Source organism: Caballeronia arationis, assembly GCF_001544975.2.
Classification (GTDB): domain Bacteria; phylum Pseudomonadota; class Gammaproteobacteria; order Burkholderiales; family Burkholderiaceae; genus Caballeronia; species Caballeronia arationis.
In genome coordinates, this window is the sequence record NZ_FCOG02000077.1 from 1 (window position 1) to 18,663 (window position 18,663).

Annotated in this window: 14 protein-coding genes and 1 tRNA gene; 5 read left to right on the forward strand and 10 right to left on the reverse strand. The window is 62.3% G+C overall.

Translation table 11 applies throughout. The features are described 5' to 3' along the window. Together AWB81_RS29430 and AWB81_RS29435 are read right to left on the reverse strand one after the other, a co-directional pair. Window positions 1–541 (reverse strand): transposase (locus tag AWB81_RS29430; protein ID WP_144444208.1); only part of this gene is annotated, 541 nt, incomplete at its 3' end. Window positions 542–1,110: 569 nt separating this feature from the next. Continuing rightward, window positions 1,111–1,407 carry a nucleotidyl cyclase domain-containing protein gene (locus AWB81_RS29435; protein ID WP_062640191.1) on the reverse strand — a complete coding sequence of 99 codons (297 nt, stop codon included), beginning with the start codon at window positions 1,405–1,407 and terminating at the stop codon, window positions 1,111–1,113. 293 nt (window positions 1,408–1,700) lie between these two features. Between AWB81_RS29435 and AWB81_RS47135 the strand changes: the two genes are divergently transcribed. Then, window positions 1,701–1,913, forward strand: coding sequence for a GDCCVxC domain-containing (seleno)protein (locus tag AWB81_RS47135; protein WP_087135271.1), 213 nt, complete (start codon window positions 1,701–1,703; stop codon window positions 1,911–1,913). 167 nt (window positions 1,914–2,080) lie between these two features. Here the strand turns inward: AWB81_RS47135 and cadR are convergent, their stop codons facing one another. Continuing rightward, window positions 2,081–2,512: a Cd(II)/Pb(II)-responsive transcriptional regulator gene (cadR, locus tag AWB81_RS29445; protein WP_062640193.1), complete on the reverse strand. Its 432-nt coding sequence runs from the start codon at window positions 2,510–2,512 to the stop codon at window positions 2,081–2,083. Between the two features lie 78 nt (window positions 2,513–2,590). On the opposite strand from cadR, the gene AWB81_RS29450 reads away from it, so the two are divergent. Continuing rightward, window positions 2,591–4,954, forward strand: a complete 2,364-nt coding sequence (locus AWB81_RS29450; protein ID WP_087135272.1) for a heavy metal translocating P-type ATPase — start codon at window positions 2,591–2,593, stop codon at window positions 4,952–4,954. Between the two features lie 1,054 nt (window positions 4,955–6,008). On the opposite strand, the gene AWB81_RS45890 is transcribed toward AWB81_RS29450, so the two are convergent. The 4 genes from AWB81_RS45890 to fdhE form a co-directional block, all read right to left on the reverse strand. Beyond that, window positions 6,009–6,101: transfer RNA gene (locus AWB81_RS45890), tRNA-Sec, on the reverse strand. A gap of 36 nt (window positions 6,102–6,137) precedes the next feature. Then, window positions 6,138–8,048: a selenocysteine-specific translation elongation factor gene (gene selB / locus AWB81_RS29455; protein ID WP_062640196.1), complete on the reverse strand. Its 1,911-nt coding sequence runs from the start codon at window positions 8,046–8,048 to the stop codon at window positions 6,138–6,140. Then, a complete protein-coding gene (gene selA, locus AWB81_RS29460; protein WP_087135273.1) occupies window positions 8,045–9,481 on the reverse strand; it encodes an L-seryl-tRNA(Sec) selenium transferase in 1,437 nt (478 codons plus the stop codon). Before selA ends, selB begins: the two co-directional genes overlap by 4 nt. A 33-nt stretch (window positions 9,482–9,514) precedes the next feature. Beyond that, window positions 9,515–10,498: a formate dehydrogenase accessory protein FdhE gene (gene fdhE, locus AWB81_RS29465; RefSeq protein ID WP_062640198.1), complete on the reverse strand. Its 984-nt coding sequence runs from the start codon at window positions 10,496–10,498 to the stop codon at window positions 9,515–9,517. Window positions 10,499–10,519: 21 nt separating this feature from the next. Here fdhE and AWB81_RS29470 point away from each other — a divergent pair, with 21 nt between their 5' ends. Next, window positions 10,520–10,705, forward strand: coding sequence for a hypothetical protein (locus AWB81_RS29470; RefSeq protein ID WP_062640200.1), 186 nt, complete (start codon window positions 10,520–10,522; stop codon window positions 10,703–10,705). A gap of 65 nt (window positions 10,706–10,770) precedes the next feature. Here the strand turns inward: AWB81_RS29470 and AWB81_RS29475 are convergent, their stop codons facing one another. The 3 genes from AWB81_RS29475 to fdnG are packed head-to-tail and all read right to left on the reverse strand — an operon-like array spanning window position 10,771 to window position 15,434. Then, on the reverse strand, window positions 10,771–11,430 hold the full coding sequence (locus tag AWB81_RS29475; protein ID WP_062640202.1) for a formate dehydrogenase subunit gamma: 660 nt from the start codon (window positions 11,428–11,430) through the stop codon (window positions 10,771–10,773). Then, entirely contained in the window at window positions 11,417–12,355 is a 939-nt protein-coding gene (gene fdxH / locus AWB81_RS29480) for a formate dehydrogenase subunit beta (RefSeq protein ID WP_062640204.1), read from the reverse strand. The genes AWB81_RS29475 and fdxH overlap by 14 nt, the downstream gene beginning before the upstream one ends. A 10-nt stretch (window positions 12,356–12,365) precedes the next feature. Continuing rightward, the gene (gene fdnG, locus AWB81_RS29485; protein ID WP_087135274.1) at window positions 12,366–15,434 is read right to left on the reverse strand and encodes a formate dehydrogenase-N subunit alpha; all 3,069 of its coding nucleotides are present in this window, start codon (window positions 15,432–15,434) and stop codon (window positions 12,366–12,368) included. 315 nt (window positions 15,435–15,749) lie between these two features. On the opposite strand from fdnG, the gene AWB81_RS29490 reads away from it, so the two are divergent. Both AWB81_RS29490 and AWB81_RS29495 read left to right on the forward strand, forming a co-directional pair. After that, the gene (locus tag AWB81_RS29490; RefSeq protein ID WP_062640210.1) at window positions 15,750–17,075 is read left to right on the forward strand and encodes a YihY/virulence factor BrkB family protein; all 1,326 of its coding nucleotides are present in this window, start codon (window positions 15,750–15,752) and stop codon (window positions 17,073–17,075) included. 302 nt (window positions 17,076–17,377) lie between these two features. Beyond that, a complete protein-coding gene (locus tag AWB81_RS29495) occupies window positions 17,378–18,559 on the forward strand; it encodes a porin (protein ID WP_062640213.1) in 1,182 nt (393 codons plus the stop codon). The last annotated feature ends 104 nt before the right edge of the window (window positions 18,560–18,663 follow it).

Here is an 18,663-nt window from a genome sequence, read left to right on the forward strand (position 1 = left end):
TGTAATTCGATGCGCCGAGTACACCGACAAACACGTGCGCACGAAACGCAACGCCACCGCGCCCGTCCAGGATCGGCATGGTGTGCCCGGCAAAGTCGGCAAACAGCTTCTCGCCGGCGCGGTGTTGCTGACGCATCGAACGTTTGAGCGTCTGCGCCCAGTCGCGGTAGCGCTGGCAGAACTGGGTGTAGCGGTAGGTACGCTCGCCGAGGTGCGCCTCAACGTACTCCTCCCACAATAGTTGCAGCGTCACGTTTGCGCGCCGCAACTCGCGATGAACGAGCGCGTAGTCCAGCTCGACACGCCGGGCCTGCGTATTCTGATCGGCCGGCAGCCTCAGCTTGGCCTCGAGTTCGTCGTCAGCCAGCGGTTCGACGCTCGCCCAGTCCAGATTGGCCGCGCTTGCACGCGCTGCATACGCCGATACCGCACCCACGCTGATACCCGCGGCCCGGCTGATCTGGCGGTGCGACAAGCCGCACACCCACTTCAGTCGCAGGACTTCTTTCAATTTGCGCATGCTCATCCGATGTGCCGGCATTACCTGTCCCCTATAAAAGAGACAAGGCTAACGCCCGTCGTTGATGTCATACGCAACACCACCGCCAGACCGAAATAGCGTTCCTGTTTCGGTCCAGTGATCACTCATTCCGGGAACGTGATCACCTGTTTCGGCAAGATGATCAGTCGTTTCGGAAACGGGTGATCAGCGATCACCATCCACCGAAATGACTGATCACCTTCCTCCGGATTCACTGATCACGTTAAACCGGAATCGGTGATCACGTTCGCCGAAATACGCACGACGGACTCGACACGCAAGCAATCGGGTACACAGGTCCTGCCATCATCGCCGCATTCGGCCTTCGCCCGAGCGAATTGGCGTCGATATTTATTGCGGGCACGCTCGGAATGACCCTGGGGCCATGACTTTAGGGCTGCTTCGGAATCGATTTGGCGCGCTCAATGATGCTGTTGCCAGTCGCGAACTATTGCAGAACAGCCTCGCTTCGCTGCCTGATGAAACGATGGCCGATAGCGCGTTGAGCTTGCTCAAACGGGAACAAAGGCGACGAATTAAGCCTGCTGCAAAATTGCTTTAACGAGGTCCTAGGGCAACCTCAGCGAGGGAGATTTACGCGTTCGCAGGGCTGTTTTCCATTGCGCATCAATCTCGACGCCTATCGCTCGACGATTCAAAATCCCCGTCAAAGGGTCAGTCGTGGCAATCCCTAACGCATCCGCGTGACCGCGGAATCTTTCGCGCGCTTTAAACGTGACGACCCGCAAGCCTGCTATTGACGAAGTCCCAGCCAGTGTAACGGCGAGCGTGTACGCCCATGTGTCGTCGAAGGTATCGCTCACCTGAAACACGCGGAAACGGAACAGGACGAACAGGAGCACCATACAAGCGGTGCCTGCTGCGACGGGGCGGCGTCCGCCAAGCGAGAGAGCGTCTTTCCAGAACCGCGTATCAAGTCGCGAGCGCATATTAGAAGTCGTCGCTTCCGAGTGATAGGTTTCTTTCTAGTGCACATGTTTACGCCCAATCCCGATTGTCGCCTCTCTGCAGTACATTGGGGTCAGCTCGACTATTTCGCTCGGCATTTGACTATTATCCCTTCGGCCGTGCTGAAGTCCGTATTCTGTGGTTTGTCCCGTTGTGCCGATAGTGGGTCGCACGTAAAGGAGGAGCGGTGATGACTGCGGTCGTATTGAATTCGACCATCACGTGCCCAGCGTGCGGGCATAGGAAAGACGAGACGATGCCCACCGAAGCCTGCGCATGGTTTTACGAATGCGAGCATTGCAAAGCATTGCTCCGGCCGAAACCCGGGGATTGCTGCGTGTACTGCTCGTATGGCACCAACACGTGTCCCCCGATGCAACAGTCTGGCTGTTGCGGCTTCTGAACACGCCTAGGCAGTAGGCACGCGGCGCCGAGGCGGCCGACGCGGCAGTGCTTTGGGATAGCCGTGTTCATGCCACTCGCGACGGTCATCGGTGCTGCTGTGTCCATGACTGTGCGCCATCGCATGCTGCGTCGTTTGAACGACGCCTTAGCCAGCCTGCCCGTTACCTAGCCCAAGTGAGAAGCTTTCGGTTTCGGCTGGGCGGTCTCCATTGACGTCAGCCCGTGAATGATTCCGCAATTCTCAACCGGCTGCTCGCCTGCGCACCCCTCGCGCAGCGCGGTCAACTGCTCGCGAAGCTGGAGCAACTCGTCGATACGCTTATTCACGTGGCCAATGTGTTCGTCAACCAGCGCATTGACGGCGCCGCAGCCGGGAGCCGCGCTGTCTGATGCCGCAAGCAGCGCGCGGACCTCATCGTGCGTCATGTCCAATGCTCGACAGTTCCGGATGAACCGCAAGCGGTCGATGTAACTCTCGTTATAGCTACGGTAGTTCGCTTCCGTTCGGTCGGCTTCTGGCAGCAACCCTTCCTTTTCATAGAACCGGATTGTGTCGGTCGTGCAGTTGGCGAGTCGTGCGAGTTCGCCGATTTTCATGATTTTCTCCTTTCCCGACTTGACCTTGGAGTTACTCCAAGGTGTCTACTACACCATAAATCAAGGACGGAAACCATCATGTCGAACGTTCAAGCTTCGAAAAATCGTCACGAGCACGGCTCTGGCACTGGACTCATAGACGAGCTCGCACACTGCTGCTCGGGCGCACACGCCCACTGCTGCGACGGCGAGATTGACCAAAAACTCGGGAACGGTCGTGCACACGAACACGGTCGTGAGCACGGCGATAGCCCCGCTCGCGAGCACGCTTCTGGCGACAGTTGTTGCGCCCCGGCGAGCCTGACTTTCGGCGGGCTTGCTGCCCAAACGGCGGTAGTCGATGCGGTCCGGACGCAAATTCGCATCCTTCAGATGGATTGCCCGACGGAGGAGGCACAAATCCGAAAGAAGCTCGCGGGCATATCGTCGGTGACGGGCATGGAATTCAATCTGATGCAACGGGTGCTGACGGTAGTGCACAAACCCGAAGCGCTGCCAACCGTGCTCGAAGGCTTGCGGTCGCTGGGATTTACGCCGGAACTGCCCGGCCCAGATGAACAACCGGCGAGCATCCTTCAGCCCGAGCAGAAGCCGTGGTGGCCGCTCGCGCTCGCCGGCGTTATCGCGGTTGCTTCTGAAGCCGCAAGTTGGCTAGGCCAACCCTCATTGCTCGTCGCTGCACTCGCTTTATTGGCGGTGGCCGGTTCCGGCCTGACAACGTACAAGAAAGGCTGGATTGCCATCCGCATCGGCAACTTGAACATCAACGCACTGATGAGCATTGCTGTCACGGGCGCGCTGCTCCTCGGTCAGTGGCCGGAAGCTGCGATGGTCATGGTGCTGTTCACGATTGCGGAGCTCATTGAGGCCAAATCCCTCGACCGTGCTCGCAACGCGATTCAGGGCCTGGTGCGGCTCGCGCCGGAAAAGGCGACGGTCAAACAGATAGATGGCACTTGGGCTGAAGTCGATGCGAATTCCGTCGCTCTCGGCGCAGTCGTGCGCGTAAAGCCGGGCGAGCGTATCGGGCTCGATGGCGAAATCACTAGCGGCAGGTCGTCCATCAATCAGGCACCCATCACAGGCGAGAGCCTTCCCGTCGAAAAGGCGGAAGGCGATACGGTGTATGCAGGAACCATCAACGAATCGGGCTCGTTCGAGTACAAGGTTACGGCTGCTGCAAACAACGCAACGCTGGCCCGCATCATTCACGCGGTTGAAGAAGCACAGGGTTCGAAGGCGCCAACGCAACAGTTCGTCGACCAGTTCGCTCGCATCTATACGCCCATTGTGTTCGTCGTAGCTATCGCTGTTGCGATAGTGCCTCCGCTTCTCTTTTCGGGAAGCTGGTTCGACTGGATTTATAAGGCGCTTGTACTGCTCGTCATTGCCTGCCCCTGTGCACTGGTCATCTCGACGCCTGTATCGATTGTCAGTGGCCTCGCGGCAGCCGCGCGTCGAGGCATCCTTATCAAGGGTGGTACTTATCTGGAGCAGGGGCGCAAGCTTAAGTGGCTCGCGTTGGACAAGACTGGAACCATCACTCATGGCAAACCGGTTCAGACGGAGTTCGACCTCCGTGTCACGGACGTCGATGTTGCTCTTGTCCGTTCACTCGCTGCGAGCCTTTCGGGCCGTTCTGACCATCCTGTGTCGATGGCAGTCGCTCGAGCTGCGGAGACTGACAACATCACCCAATACCCGGTCGAAGAATTCGAGGCCATCCCGGGGCGAGGCGTTCGCGGCTTAGTCGACGGAAGGAACTACTCGCTTGGCAATCATCGTCTGGTCGAGGAACTCGGTTGCTGTTCTGCGGAACTGGAAGAGCGACTCGACGCCCTTGAACGTCAAGGCAAGACGGTTGTGATGCTGATTGACAAGGTTCGGGTGCTCGCGCTCTTTGCTGTCGCCGACACTGTCAAGGACAGCAGCCGCGAGGCCATTTCAGAGCTTCACAATCTCGGCGTACGCACAGCAATGTTGACCGGCGACAACCCGCACACCGCGCAGGCAATTGCGCAGCAGGTTGGCATCGACGAGGCTGAAGGCAACCAGTTACCGGAAGACAAGCTTCGCGCGGTGGAGCGTCTGTCGGGTGGTCCGGCGATGGTCGGTATGGTCGGTGACGGCATCAACGACGCTCCGGCGCTCGCACGTGCCGATATTGGCTTCGCAATGGGCGCGATGGGAACGGACACGGCAATCGAAACGGCCGACGTTGCGCTGATGGACGACGACCTGAGAAAAATCCCCGCCTTTATCCGTCTTTCGAAGGCCACACATTCCATTCTCATTCAGAACATCACGCTGGCGTTTGGAATCAAGGCGGTCTTCTTGGTCTTGACGCTTGCGGGCCTCGGAACCATGTGGATGGCCGTGTTCGCTGACGTCGGAGCCAGCCTGCTGGTGGTCGGTAACGGCCTTCGACTGCTGCGCAAGTGACCGGGTACATCATTCACGCCCCCAAAAAAGACGTTTCATAATCGCCTCGCCGTTCGCCGCGCACCGACCCCAAGATTCGGCTCGGGCTTATCATCCGTCTCTGGCTTCTATGGCATCCGAGATTCGGACAGCAGCGCCCGCAATCTTCAATCTACGATTCGCAGCCTACTGCGTCTTGGCAGGAGGCCCCATCCAGTACTGTTGTTGCCACATCGGGTGGCGGAGCTACTGGAAGATGTATCCCGAATTGGAGGACAAACGAAATTGTCGTTGTCAGAGTTCTTGACACATGCGGCCGATATCTTTTTTGGAGGAAATTCAGCGGCCTTGGAACGTTATCTCGGACTGGCAAAGTCGCACGTCCACGGGTGGATGCATCGGGGAATCCTCCCTAGCTTGACCGGAGTAGCTCGTATAGCTTTCTTGTTTGACTGCACCATCGCGGATGTTCTGCTCGGCAACAAGGCAACGTTAGGATTGCGTCAACGTCATAAGTTGCCGTTCGGCCTGTTTGAGTCAAATCGAAAAGTCGGCCACAAGACTCCACGTGAAGACTTAGCCGCCGGACTTACTGAGTTCATGCAAGCCCATCCAGGCGCTAGCGCCCTCGATGCAGCTAATCATCTCGGAGTGTCCCCACGCTTCCTCCGAGAAAACTACCCCCGGGAGAATCAAGCGCTTGTTCGTGGTGGAAAGCTGTCCCGAGACGGAAACGCTCGAGCACGCTTAGACGCCAAATGCGAAGTCTACAAGCGATGCCACTTTGCTCTTGCTGCGGAAGGGACCTATCCCTCGAGACGCAAGGTCGTAAAACTGGTCGAGGAAACAGGGATTCGCCTTACCTTCCGTGAAACGAAGCTTGCGAAAGACAGGGCGCACCTAGCATCAGGTATCAAAAAGAATCGCGCCCGTCTGCCAAAGCGACAGCATGCTGCCTAGCAAGTGTTCAAAGCAGCCAAACAAAAGCCCTCAGGGGAAGCTACTCGTGTCGTAAACGACATTTGTAGAAGTAATTCGACAATTTGGAATGAATGTAACCCCTGAAAACACGGGGCGGAAGGCAGCAGGAGTCGAACCTACCAGGGAGCGGCTGACGCCCCCTACTGGGTTTGAAGCCCAGCCGCACCACCGGATACGGATGCCTTCCTGCGGAGAAAAAAACGCGCGTGGCAAAAGCCAAAAATCAGATCAGCTCCTGCCAGCGACTATCGACGCGCAACACGTGGAGGTCGCGGTGGAAGCGAGTATACCCAACGCGGTCGAAGAACTCCAAAACCTGGATCGCGCGCTTGCGGCCGAGTGCGCTCGCGTCGCGAAACGGCGCCGCGCCAAGCCTGCCATCGTGCTTCGCCGCCTCCGATGCCACGAGCCGCGCAAGCTCGCGAACCGCTTCGCGATGATAGAAGAGATCGCGCACGACCTGGAACACGTCGCCTTGCCGCGCGAGCTTGCGAAGCAGTTGCCGCACGCGTTCCTCGTCCACGTCATGCGCACGGGCGAGATCGCGCACCCACGGCGGATCGAAGCGCCCCCGCGCAATCGAAGAGAGCAGCACATCGGCCAGCGCGCGCTCGGCGTCATCGAGCGTGACGGAATGCGCGGGAAGATGCAGCCACGGCCCGCTCCTCGCAATCATCTTCTCGTCGACCGAGCTATCGACCAGCGCTCGCCACAGCGCATCCGAAACGAGCGGCGCCGCAATGCGACGCAAGCGCGCCATATCCGGTCCCTGCTCATCCGGCGAGCGTTCGTGATACGCGGCCAGCGCATCGACGAGCCGCCGCTGCAGACCGCTCCAGTGCGACGCCGCGATGAACAGCACGTCGCCGGATAACGGCACCGCACGCGTGCCTTCCGGCAGTGCGAGCGACTCGGCCGGCATGCCGCTCAGATGCTCGATGAGCGAGCGCTTCAAACCATGCGGTGCCTGCGCGAGCAAGCCGTCGATGCGCTGCGATTCCAGCATCGCCGAGAGCGCATCGAGCCATGCGCGGCGCTCCGGCGTGCGGCGCTTGCGCGCGGGACCGAATGGATCGAGCACGCGTCCGCCGCCCACCGTCCGGTTCGCCTGCGCATTGCGCACGATGAAGCGATCGCCAGGCAGCGCGCAAACGGGCTTGTCGAATACGAGTTGCACACGCGCCGTGTCACCGGCCGAAAGCAGGTCGCCGTCCAGCAGCGCGACGTGCGCGACCTGATGCGTCGTGCCGAGATGCACGTGCAGCGGCGCCCAGTGCGTGAGGTTCATTCCCGAATCGGGCAAGAGCGTGAGTTCGGTGTCGATACGCAGCGAAGTCTCGCGAAGCCGCGCATCGACGATCCAGTCGCCACGCGCGATCGCGTCCTTCTCGATCCCGGCGAGATTCAGCGCGCAGCGTTCGCCCGCTCGCCCGGTCTGCGCAGCGCGGTTCTGCGCATGGATGCTGCGCACGCGCACCGGTTCGCCGCGAGGCGCGAGCAGCATCGTGTCGCCGACATTCACGCGACCCGAGAACACCGTGCCCGTGACGATCGTGCCCTGCCCGCTCAACGTGAACACGCGATCGACCGCAAGTCGGAAGAGACCGTCGTCGCGGCGCATGCGCCAGCGCGCCGCCGCTTCGCGCAGATGCGCGTCGAGCGCGGCGACGCCCGGGTCGTTCTCCTGCGTGGCGTTCGTATCGAAGAGCGGCGCGCCGCCCAGTGTGCTCGACGCGAGCCACCCTTCGATCTCCAGGTGCACTTCAGCGAGGCGCGCCGCATCGACGCGATCCGTCTTCGTCACCGCAACCGCGCCCTCTGTGACGCCGAGCAATTCGAGGATCGCGAGATGCTCGCGCGTTTGCGGCATCACGCCGTCGTCGGCGGCGATCACGAGGAGCGCGAAGTCGATGCCGCACGCACCCGCTGCCATCGTATGCACGAGCTTCTCGTGGCCAGGCACGTCGATCAGGCCGAGCACGTCGCCGTTCGCGAGCGGCACGTACGCATAGCCGAGTTCGATCGAAATGCCGCGCGCCTTCTCTTCCTTCAACCGGTCGGTATCGACGCCCGAGAGCGCGCGAACGAGTGTCGTCTTGCCGTGGTCGATATGCCCCGCCGTCCCTACGATCATGCGCGCGTGTCCAGCGCTTGCAATTGCTCGATGAACGCCGCTTCGTCGCCAGGTTCGAGACAGCGCACATCGAGCCGCAATGCGTCGTCGGCGATGCGGCCGATCACCGGGCGCGGCAACTCGCGCAGCTTCTTTTCGAGCTTGTTGAGCTGGCGTCCCGCGCGCTTGCCGCTCGCAAGACGAATCGTCAGGCCATAGCTCGGCAGCACGTCGACGGGCAGCGCGCCGCTGCCGATCTGGCTGAACATCGGCTCGACCGCGATCGAGAACTCTTCGCCGACGAAGCCCAGCAACGCGGGCGCGATGCGCTCGGCGGCGTTACGCATGTCGTCGGCGGGACGCGTGAGGAGACGCAGCGTGGTGAGCCGCTCGCACAGAAACTCGGGCGCGCGATAAAGGCGCAGCACCGGTTCGAGCGCAGCGAGCGTCAGCTTGCCGACGCGCAGCGCGCGCTTCAGCGGATGCTTCTTGATCTTCGCGACGAGATCGCGGCGCCCGACGATCAGACCCGCCTGAGGGCCGCCGAGCAGCTTGTCGCCGCTGAACGTGACGAGGTCCGCGCCCGCGTCGATGGTCTCGCGCACGGTGGTCTCCCGTGGCAGTCCCCACTGCGTCAGATCGACGAGCGTGCCGCTGCCGAGATCGACCGCGACCGCTACTTTGCGCGCCTTCGCAAGCGTCGCGAGTTCCTGCAGCGCGACTTCCTTCGTGAAACCGCTGATCGCGTAGTTGCTGCAATGGACTTTCATCAGCAGCGCGGTGCGCGCGCCGATGGCTTCGTCGTAATCCTTCAGATGAGTGCGGTTGGTCGTGCCCACTTCGCGCAGCTTCGCGCCGGCGCGGCTCATGATGTCGGGAATGCGGAACGCGCCGCCTATCTCCACCAGTTCGCCACGCGAGACGATCACTTCCTTCTTCGACGCCAGCGCCGACAGCACGAGCAGTACGGCCGCCGCGTTGTTGTTGACGACCGTCGCCGCCTCGGCGCCGGTCAGCTCGCAAATGAGTGCGTCGATCAGGTCGTCGCGGTCGCCGCGGCTGCCGGTCGCGAGATCGAATTCGAGATTCGCCGGGCGTGTCAGCACCTCGACGACCGCCTGCACTGCTTCATCAGGCAAGAGCGCACGGCCGAGATTCGTATGCAGAACCGTTCCGGTGAGATTGAAGACGCTGCGGACCTTGCCGCGCGCGCGTTCAGCGAGCGCCGCACCGACCGCCTGCACGAGGCGCGCCTCTCCCAGCGCGTCGACGCATGCGCGGCCCGCCTGCGCGTCGCAGCGCCAGTCGTCGAGGATGCGGCGCAGTGCGGCGAGCGCCTGCGTGCGCCCGTATTCCCCGACGAGCGGCGCCATGCCCGCAGAGGCCATCACGCGCTCGACCGACGGCACCCGCGCCATCAGCGACTTCAGTTCGACACTCGTTACTTCGCTCACTCGGCCTTCCCCGCTTTGTGCTTACCCGTATTGTTATTCCTGGTCCTGGTCTTCGACGCCCTGCTCGGGCCACAACCACGGATTCGGCGACGCGCGCCGGTAACCTTCCTCGCCCATCAGCAGGTCGAGCGTGAGGCTCGCGAGATCGTCCGCGAACGGCTCGAAGTCGTACGCCTTGCTCTGATACCCGATCTTGCGATACGTGCCGCACTCGTCACACGATTCGGCCTTGAGCGGCGCGTCCTTCGCCTGCGCGTCCCGGGCTTCCTTGTCGGCATCGGCGGCGCCGATCGCGTGATACGCGATGCCCTTGGTCGAATCGCAATTCGAGCATTTCGAGCGGACCATATGCCACTCGGTCGCGCACAGGCCGCATTGCAGGTAGCGATAGCCATCGTGGACACCGCCCACCCGCACGACGCTCGCGACCGGATGCGAGCCGCAGACCGGGCACAGGCCCGGCGTGTCGAGATAAGGCACCTGCGACTGGTCGATACGGCTCGCGAGGTCGGTCCATACCACCTGCAGCGCGGCCGTGATGAACGGCGCACTGGCCGGATCGACTTCCGCGAAGCGCTGGGCGAAGATGGCGTCGGCCTGGGCGTCGAGCGTCCTGGCATCGAACGCGCGCAGCTTCGCGAACAGTTGCGCGAGCGCCGGTGTGGCCGGACCCGCTGCCTCGATCCTGTCGACGAGGCGCAGCAGGACCTCGCGCCACGCCGGATCGCGCACGCCCGAGAGCGCGGGAATCAGCGGCATCGAATGCTGCTGTGCGCTTGAGAGCAGTTCGGCGCTCGGCGGCGTGGCTTCGAACGTGGCGAGCGTTTCCTGCTGCGCATCGGCGAGCGCGGCCATCAGGCGCAGATAGCCCGCGATCGGATTGCGGGCATCGGCGAGCTGGCGCAGGCGCGCCGCGCGCGCCGGAAAAACCGCCGCGCGCTCGGGCATGCGGATGCGCGGAATTGCAGATGGATCGAGCGATGAAATCTGCTCGGGTTCGAGAATGCGTTGGACCACAAGGTACCTCGTGAGACGTGAATGGCCGGAAACGGCGCGCCTGGCAAGGCCATCGAGACGGGTATCGGCACCGTGCACGACACCATGAACGCAAGCCCGCGCGACAGAATTTTCGGCCCGAAAAACTGGTTGAAGAATAGCAGTTTCGATGATCCGGCGTCGCAGCGGACAACGAAAAACCCGGGCTCAGGATGCGCCGCCAAATGAAAAGGCCACCGCCCCGAAGAGGACGCGGTGGCCTCAGCCGCCCGAAACAACGGGCGCTTAACGAACTACTTTCCGATGATCTCCCTGAACCACCGCGGATGGTGCTTCCTCGCCCATCCATACGTGACGGTCCCGCGCGTCATCGCACCGACCGATCCCTTCACCCAGATCGCCGCGTAGATATGCACGATGATGCCGACGATCAGCACGAACGCCGCCACCGCATGCACCACCGACGCGAGCCGGATGATCCCGATCGGGAAGTAGAACGAGAAGTAGCGCCGCCAGATGACGATCCCGCTTGCCAGCAAGAGGAACAGGCAAGCGACCATCACGAAGAACAGCAGCTTCTGACCGGCGTTGTAGCGGCCGATCTCGGGTAGCTTGTCCTCGCGGTTGGCGAGCACGTCGTTCATCTGCTTCATCCATTGCATGTCGCTCTTGTCGAGGTAATTGTGATGCCAGAAACGCAGCATCAGAATCAGGAACGACAGGAACATCACGACGCCGAGGAACGGATGCAGGATGCGCGTCCATTGTCCGCCGCCAAGCACGAAGTAGAGCCACGACATCGCCGGATGGAACATGGCGAGGCCCGACAGCGCAAGCAGCACGAACGTGATCGCGGTGATCCAGTGGTTGCTGCGCTCGTTGGGCGTATAGCGGATGATCAGACGATTGCCCTCGACATCCCTCAACTCAGGTTTCAAGTCATCGTGCTTCATCTGAACGCTCCTCTTTGCGACGCTGCAGCGCTTCCTCGCCTTCCCGCTGCGCTTCGAGTTCCTCTTCCACGCTCACCTCGTTCGGACCGACACGCGTGTAATGGAAGAATCCAGCGACCGCAGCGACCGCCATGCCGGCGAGCGCGAGCGGCTTGGCGAGCCCTTTCCACAGCGAGACCATCGGACTGATGTGCGGGTTCTCGGGCAGGCCGTGATAGAGCGTCGGCTTGTCCGCATGGTGCAGCACATACATGACGTGCGTGCCGCCCACGCCTGCCGGATCGTACAGACCGGCGTTCGCAAAGCCGCGCTCCTTCAGGTCGACGATTCGTTCCGCCGCCTGATGATGCATGTCCTCCTTGGTGCCGAACATGATCGCGCCGGTCGGGCAGGTCTTCACGCAGGCCGGTTCCTGGCCGACCGCGACGCGATCCGAACAGAGCGTGCACTTGTACGCGCGATGATCCTGCTTCGAAATGCGCGGCACGTTGAACGGGCAGCCCGTCACGCAGTAGCCACAGCCGATGCAGTTCTCTTCATGAAAATCGACGATGCCGTTCGTGTACTGCACGATCGCACCCGGCGACGGACACGCCTTCAGACACCCCGGGTCCTCGCAGTGCATGCAGCCGTCCTTGCGGATCAGCCACTCGAGGTCGCCTGCCTGATTTTCGTACTCGGAGAACCGCATGACGGTCCACGAGTGCTCGGTCAGGTCGCGCGGGTTGTCGTACACGCCGATCGAATCGCCGACTTCGTCGCGCAGGTCGTTCCACTCCATGCACGCCGTCTGGCACGCCTTGCAGCCGATGCACTTCGACACGTCGATCAGCTTCGCGACCGTGCCCGTCACGGGTTCGCGAATCTCGGGCGGCGGCGTCGTGGTGGCGGAGACGCGTTTGATATCCAGTGATTGCAGAGCCATCTCTTTTCCCCTATGCTTTTTCCACCTTGACCAGGAACGACTTGAATTCGGGTGTCTGCGAATTCCCGTCGCCCACGGAAGGCGTCAGCGTATTGACGAGATAGCCCGGCTGCGTGAGGCCCTTGAAGCCCCAGTGCAACGGGAGACCAACGGTCTGCACCTTCTTTCCTTCGATCATCAGCGGCTTGATCCGCTTGGTGACCACCGCCACCGCGACGATGTGCCCGCGGTTGCTCGATACCTTCACGCGATCGCCCGCGACCACGCCCACTTCCTTCGCCAGGTCCTCGCCGATCTCCACGAACTGCTGCGGCTGCACGATCGCGTTCAGCCGCGCGTGCTTGGTCCAGTAGTGGAAATGTTCGGTCAGACGATAGGTGGTCGCCGTATGCGGGAAGTCCTTCGCCGTGCCGAACGCGGCGCGGTCGTCCGGGAACACGCGCGCCGCCGGGTTGCTGACGGCCTGCTTGTTGTCCGGATACAGCGGGTTGTAGCCGAGCGGATTCTCGAACGGCTCGTAGTGCGCCGGGAACGGACCTTCGTTCATCCCGTCGCGGGCGAAGAAGCGCGCCACGCCTTCCGGATTCATGATGAACGGATTCATGCCGTTCTCGGGCGGCTCGTCCGCCTTGAAGTCGGGAATGTCCGGGCCGGTCCACGCCTTCCCGTTCCACGCGATCAGCTTGCGGGTCGGGTCGAACGGCTTGCCCGACACGTCGCACGACGCGCGGTTGTAGAGAATGCGCCGGTTCGCCGGCCAGGCCCACGCCCAGCCGAGCGTCTGGCCGATGCCCGTCGGGTCCGAGTTGTCGCGCCTGCCCATCTGGTTGCCGGCCTGTGTCCACGATCCGCAGAAAATCCAGCAGCCGGAAGCCGTCGTGCCGTCGTCGCGCAACTGGGCGAAGCTCGCCAGCTGTTCGCCCTTCTTCGCGAGAACCTTGGTCTTGTCGACCGCGTCCGTGACGTCGGCGAGCGCGCGGCCGTTGAACTCCATCGCGATTTCTTCGGGCGTCGGGCTTTTCGGGTCCGCGTACGGCCAGGTCATCTTCAGGATCGGATCAGGATACTTGCCGCCCTTTTCCTGATAAGCACGGCGAATGCGCAGCCACAACCCCGACATGATCTCGAGATCGCTCTTCGCCTCACCCGGCGGCTCCGCACCTTGCCAGTGCCATTGCAGCACGCGGCTCGAACTCACGAGCGAGCCGCGCTCCTCCGCGAAGCACGATGTCGGCAAGCGGAACACCTCAGTCTGGATCTTCGACGCATCGACGTCGTTGAACTCGCCGTAGTTCTTCCAGAACTCGGAGGTTTCGGTCGCAAGCGGGTCCATGATGACGAGCCACTTCAGCTTCGACAGCCCGAGCCCGATCTTCGCCTTGTTCGGCGCGGCCGCGAGCGGGTTGAAGCCCTGCGCGATATAGCCGTTCATCTTGCCCTGCGCCATCAGCTCGAACACCTGGAGCATGTCGTAGGACTTGTCGAGCTTCGGCAGATAGTCATAGCCGAAGTTGTTCTCGGCGGTGGCGTTGTCGCCCCACCACGACTTCATGAAGCTCACGAAGAACGCTCGATAGTTCTTCCAGTAGGAGAGCTGGTTCGGCCGCAGCGGCTGCGTCGCGCGCTTGCCGATGTAGCCTTCGTAGTCCTGCTCGGCTTCCACCGGCAGCGTCATGTAGCCCGGCAGCAGGTTCGACATCAGGCCGAGGTCGGTCAGGCCCTGGATGTTCGAATGCCCGCGCAGCGCGTTCATGCCGCCGCCCGCGATGCCGATGTTGCCGAGCAGCAACTGCACCATCGCGCCGGTGCGGATCATCTGCGCGCCGACCGAGTGATGCGTCCAGCCGAGCGCATACAGGATCGTGCCCGCGCGGCCCGGCACGGCCGTCGACGCCAGCATCTCGCAGACCTTGAGGAACTTCTCCTTCGGCGTGCCGCACGTCTTCTCGACCTGCTCGGGCGTATAGCGCGAGTAGTGCTGCTTCATCAGGTTGTAGACGCAGCGCGGGTGCGTAAGCGTCGGATCGATCTTCGCGAAGCCGTCGTCGCCGCGCTCGTAGTCCCAGCTCGACTTGTCGTAGCGGCGCTTGTCGGCGTCATAGCCCGAGAAGATGCCGTCGTTGAACGCGAAGTCCTCGCGCACGATGAACGGGAAGTCCGTGTAGTTCTTCACGTACTCGTGCTGGATCTTGTCGTTCGTGAGCAGATAGTTGATCACGCCGCCAAGGAACACGATGTCCGTGCCGGTTCGGATCGGCGCGTAGAAATCCGCGACCGATGCCGTGCGCGTAAAGCGCGGGTCGACCACCAGCAGACGCGCCTTGCGGTGCGCCTTCGCCTCGGTCACCCACTTGAAGCCGCACGGATGCGCTTCCGCGGCATTGCCGCCCATCACCAGAATTACGTCCGCGTTCTTGATGTCGACCCAATGGTTCGTCATCGCTCCACGGCCAAACGTCGGGGCAAGACCTGCCACCGTCGGGCCATGTCAGACACGAGCCTGATTGTCGAACGCGAGCATCCCGAGACTGCGGACGGTCTTGTGTGTCAGGTATCCGACTTCGTTGCTGCCGGCCGACGCGGCGAGCATGCCGGTGGTCAGCCAGCGGTTCACCTTCTTGCCGTCCGGCGTTGTCTCGACAAAGTTCGCGTCGCGGTCTTCCTTCATCAGGGCCGCGATGCGATCGAGCGCGTCTTCCCACGAGATGCGCTTCCATTCATTGGAGCCGGCTGCGCGATACTCGGGATACTTCAGACGGCTCGGGCTGTGAATGAAGTCGATGAGCGAGGCGCCCTTCGGGCACAGCGTGCCGCGATTGACCGGATGATCGGGATCGCCCTCGATATGGATGATGCTCGACTTCGCGTTCTTGGCGTTGTCGCCGAGGCCGTACATCAGGATGCCGCAGCCGACGGAGCAGTACGGACAGGTATTGCGTGTTTCTGTGGTGCGCGACAGTTTGTATTGGCGGACCTCTGCAAGCGCGGGCGCCGGCGAGAAGCCCATGAGGGCTAGACTCGATCCGGCGAGCGTGCTCGCGGAGACCTTCAGGAACTGTCGCCTGGACATTTGCAACATGGTCGCCTCAGGCTTTCTTGTGGGGATGCGTAAATTATAGAGATAACATTCGCCTTTCGCCGGCACTTGCGGCGACTTGCGTCTGCCGCGGCGCCGGATTCTACGCGCTTGGACGGCGGTCGCCAGCGGCTACTCGTGGAATTTGTTCCATGCAGCAAATGCGCTCCCTTCCGACGTTTCCCTGATTTCCCCAAACCCAGGTCCCCGACGCGAGTGGGTCGGCACGGATACGTCCGTTCTGGAACGGATCGTGCTCGACGAAAGCGAGCCCGCAATCCCTAGAACATTCAATCCATCAAGTCACAGAGGTAGGCGATGAGCACCTTGTCCACGCAAAAACTGGAAGCGGTCGTCAAGAAGGACGCCTCCTGGGTCGTCGGCGCGCTCAAGCAGTTCGGGGAAGACCGCTGCGCGGCGATGGCGGCGAGCATCGCGTTCTACTCCGCCTTTTCGCTCGCGCCGACGCTAGTCATGGTGATCGCGGTCGCCGGCTGGGTGTTCGGCGCCGATGCCGCGCGCGGTCAGCTTTTTCATCAGGTGAACGGCCTGATCGGCGATCAGGCGGCGGCGGGCGTGCAGAGCATCGTCGAAAACGCCCATCGCAGCGGAGGGACGGGTTTCGCTGCGATCATCTCCTTCGTGTTGCTGGCGGTGGGCGCGTCGGCCACGTTTTCTTCGCTCAATACGGCGCTCAATCTGGTGTGGCCCGTGTCGGGCGAACAGAAATCGAGCGTGTTCGCGCTGGTGCGCGTGCGGCTGATCTCGTTCGGGCTCGTGCTCGGCGTCGCGTTCCTCCTGATCGTCTCGCTCGTGCTCGATACTGCGATCCAGGCGGTCGGCATGTGGCTCTGGGGTGACTCGCCGTTCGTGATCATCGGCGACATCGCGCAGCTCATAGCGGGCCTGATGATCCTGACCGTCGCGTTCGGGGCGCTGCTGAAGCTCTTGCCCGACGCGCGGGTGGAGTGGCGCGATGCGCTGGTCGGCGGCGTGATGTCGGCGGTGCTTTTCTCGGCCGGCAAGAAGCTGTTCGCGTTCTATCTGACGCACGCCGGCACGGCGAGCGCGTTCGGCGCGGCCGGCTCGCTCGCGGTGCTGCTGATGTGGCTCTATTTCTCCGCTGCCGTGCTGCTGCTCGGCGCGGAATTTTCGGCGGCACGCGCGCGCCTGCACGATCCGCGCGGCGCGTGGGGCATCCAGAACGGTGTGCCGCCCGGCAGCCGCGCGAAAATTGGCTCGCTGCTCGCCGCTTCGACCCGCACCGCCGGAACGGCGATCGACGGCGACGCTGCTCCCGGCGCCGCCGGCACGTCCGCCGCGTTCGTGCCCGCCGGGGCACGCCACTCGATCGGCACGCGCAGCGGCCGCACGCAGCAACTCACGCAGCAGGCGCGCGCGAAAGTCTCTGCGCTGAGCCGCGCGCTCGCGATCTCGCGCAAAGTGGCGCGTGCCGAGACGACGGCCACGCGCGCAACCGCCGACGCGCTGATCGGCGCGAGTCGCAAGGCGACGCAAGCCAACGAGTTGGTGCGACGCCATCCGTGGCGCGCGGTACTGTTCGCGGCGAGCGCGGGGATGGCAGTCGCGCTGCTTTCAAACCGCGATTCGCAACGCACCGACCATCCGCCGCCGAATGCCTGAAACCCGTGTTGAACGGTCGTTCGCCGCATTTTCTTTGTTACCGGAAGTAACGGTAATCGCGTAAGCCCATTAGTAAGGGCCTTGGGCGCACGGTGGCCGAAAGTGCGTGAGCGGAACTTTTCCGCGGCCGTTCTGTCGTGGTGAAAACCTCGCTTAAAAGGTCGCAAAGCCTTTACTGGCGGACTTCTGGCGAAGTGTCTGTTTTTCGAGACAGCTTATTTTTTTCGTTTCTAAAGAATTGAAACACTGCGTTATTCTCTGCGCCGGCAACAACGATTTTAATCATTCGCGTGGAGAATTCGATGAAACGACTCGCACTGACGTCCCTCTCGCTGGCCTTGCTCGGCGCAGCTGGTGCGGCACAAGCACAATCCAGCGTGACGCTGTATGGCGTGATCGACGCAGGTCTCGGTTACGTGAGCCGCGCCAACACCAATGGCGACCATCTGTACGGCATGATCAACGGCAACCTGTCGGGCGACCGTTGGGGCCTGAAGGGTCAGGAAGACCTGGGCGGCGGCCTGAAGGCGATCTTCCAGTTGGAAAGCGGTTTTGACGTGGGCACGGGCCGTCTGAACCAGGGTGGCCGCGAATTCGGCCGCCAAGCGTTCGTCGGTTTGACGGGCGACTCGTGGGGTACGGTCACGCTGGGTCGTCAATACGACCCATCCGTCGACATGGTTCAAGGCATCACGGCCGACAACTACTTCGGCAGCATCATGGCAACGCCGGGCGACGTCGACAACTACGACAACGACCTGCGCGTGTCGAACTCCGTCAAGTACGTCTCGCCGAACTACGCAGGCTTCCAGGTCGAAGGCATCTACGGCTTCAGCAACGGGGCGGGCACGACCGGCCAGGGACAGACGTGGGGCGGCGGAGCAACGTATAACAACGGCCCGCTGGGTCTCGCGGCCAGTTACCTCTACGCGAACAACCCGACCGCTGGCCGCCCGGTGACCCAAGCCGATGGCAGCAACACCGGCTGGAACAGCCCGTCGTCGGATTCGCTGTTCCTCAGCCCGGTCAACATCGGCTACCAGACGGCTCACTCGATCGGTATTGCTCGTGCCGCCGGCCAGTACGCAATTGGCCCGGTGACGTTCGGTGCTTCGTACAGCTTCGCGCAGTACAAGAGCGACGGCCACTCGACGTTCACGTCGCAGGAGAAGTTCAGCACCGGCAACGCGTTCGTGAACTACCAGTTGACGCCGGCGATGCTGCTCGGCCTTGGCTACACGTACACGAAGGCAAGCGGCGACACGGCGGCCCACTACAATCAGGTCAGCCTGGGTGCTGACTACTCGCTGTCAAAGCGCACGGACCTGTACGCTGTCGGCGCATGGCAGCAGGCAAGCGGCACGCAGAAGAACGCAGACGGCACGACGACGTCGGATGCACAAGCTTCGGTCGGCTCGTATGGCTTCTCGAGCGGCGGGGACCACCAGGAAGTCGTAATCGTCGGTATCCGTCACAAGTTCTAATGACGGCTCGGGATGCGCCGCTCGCGGCGTGTCTTCGACGACTGCGGTACAAAAAACCAGCCTCGCGGCTGGTTTTTTTATGCGCGCCGTTTCCGTGCACGGCA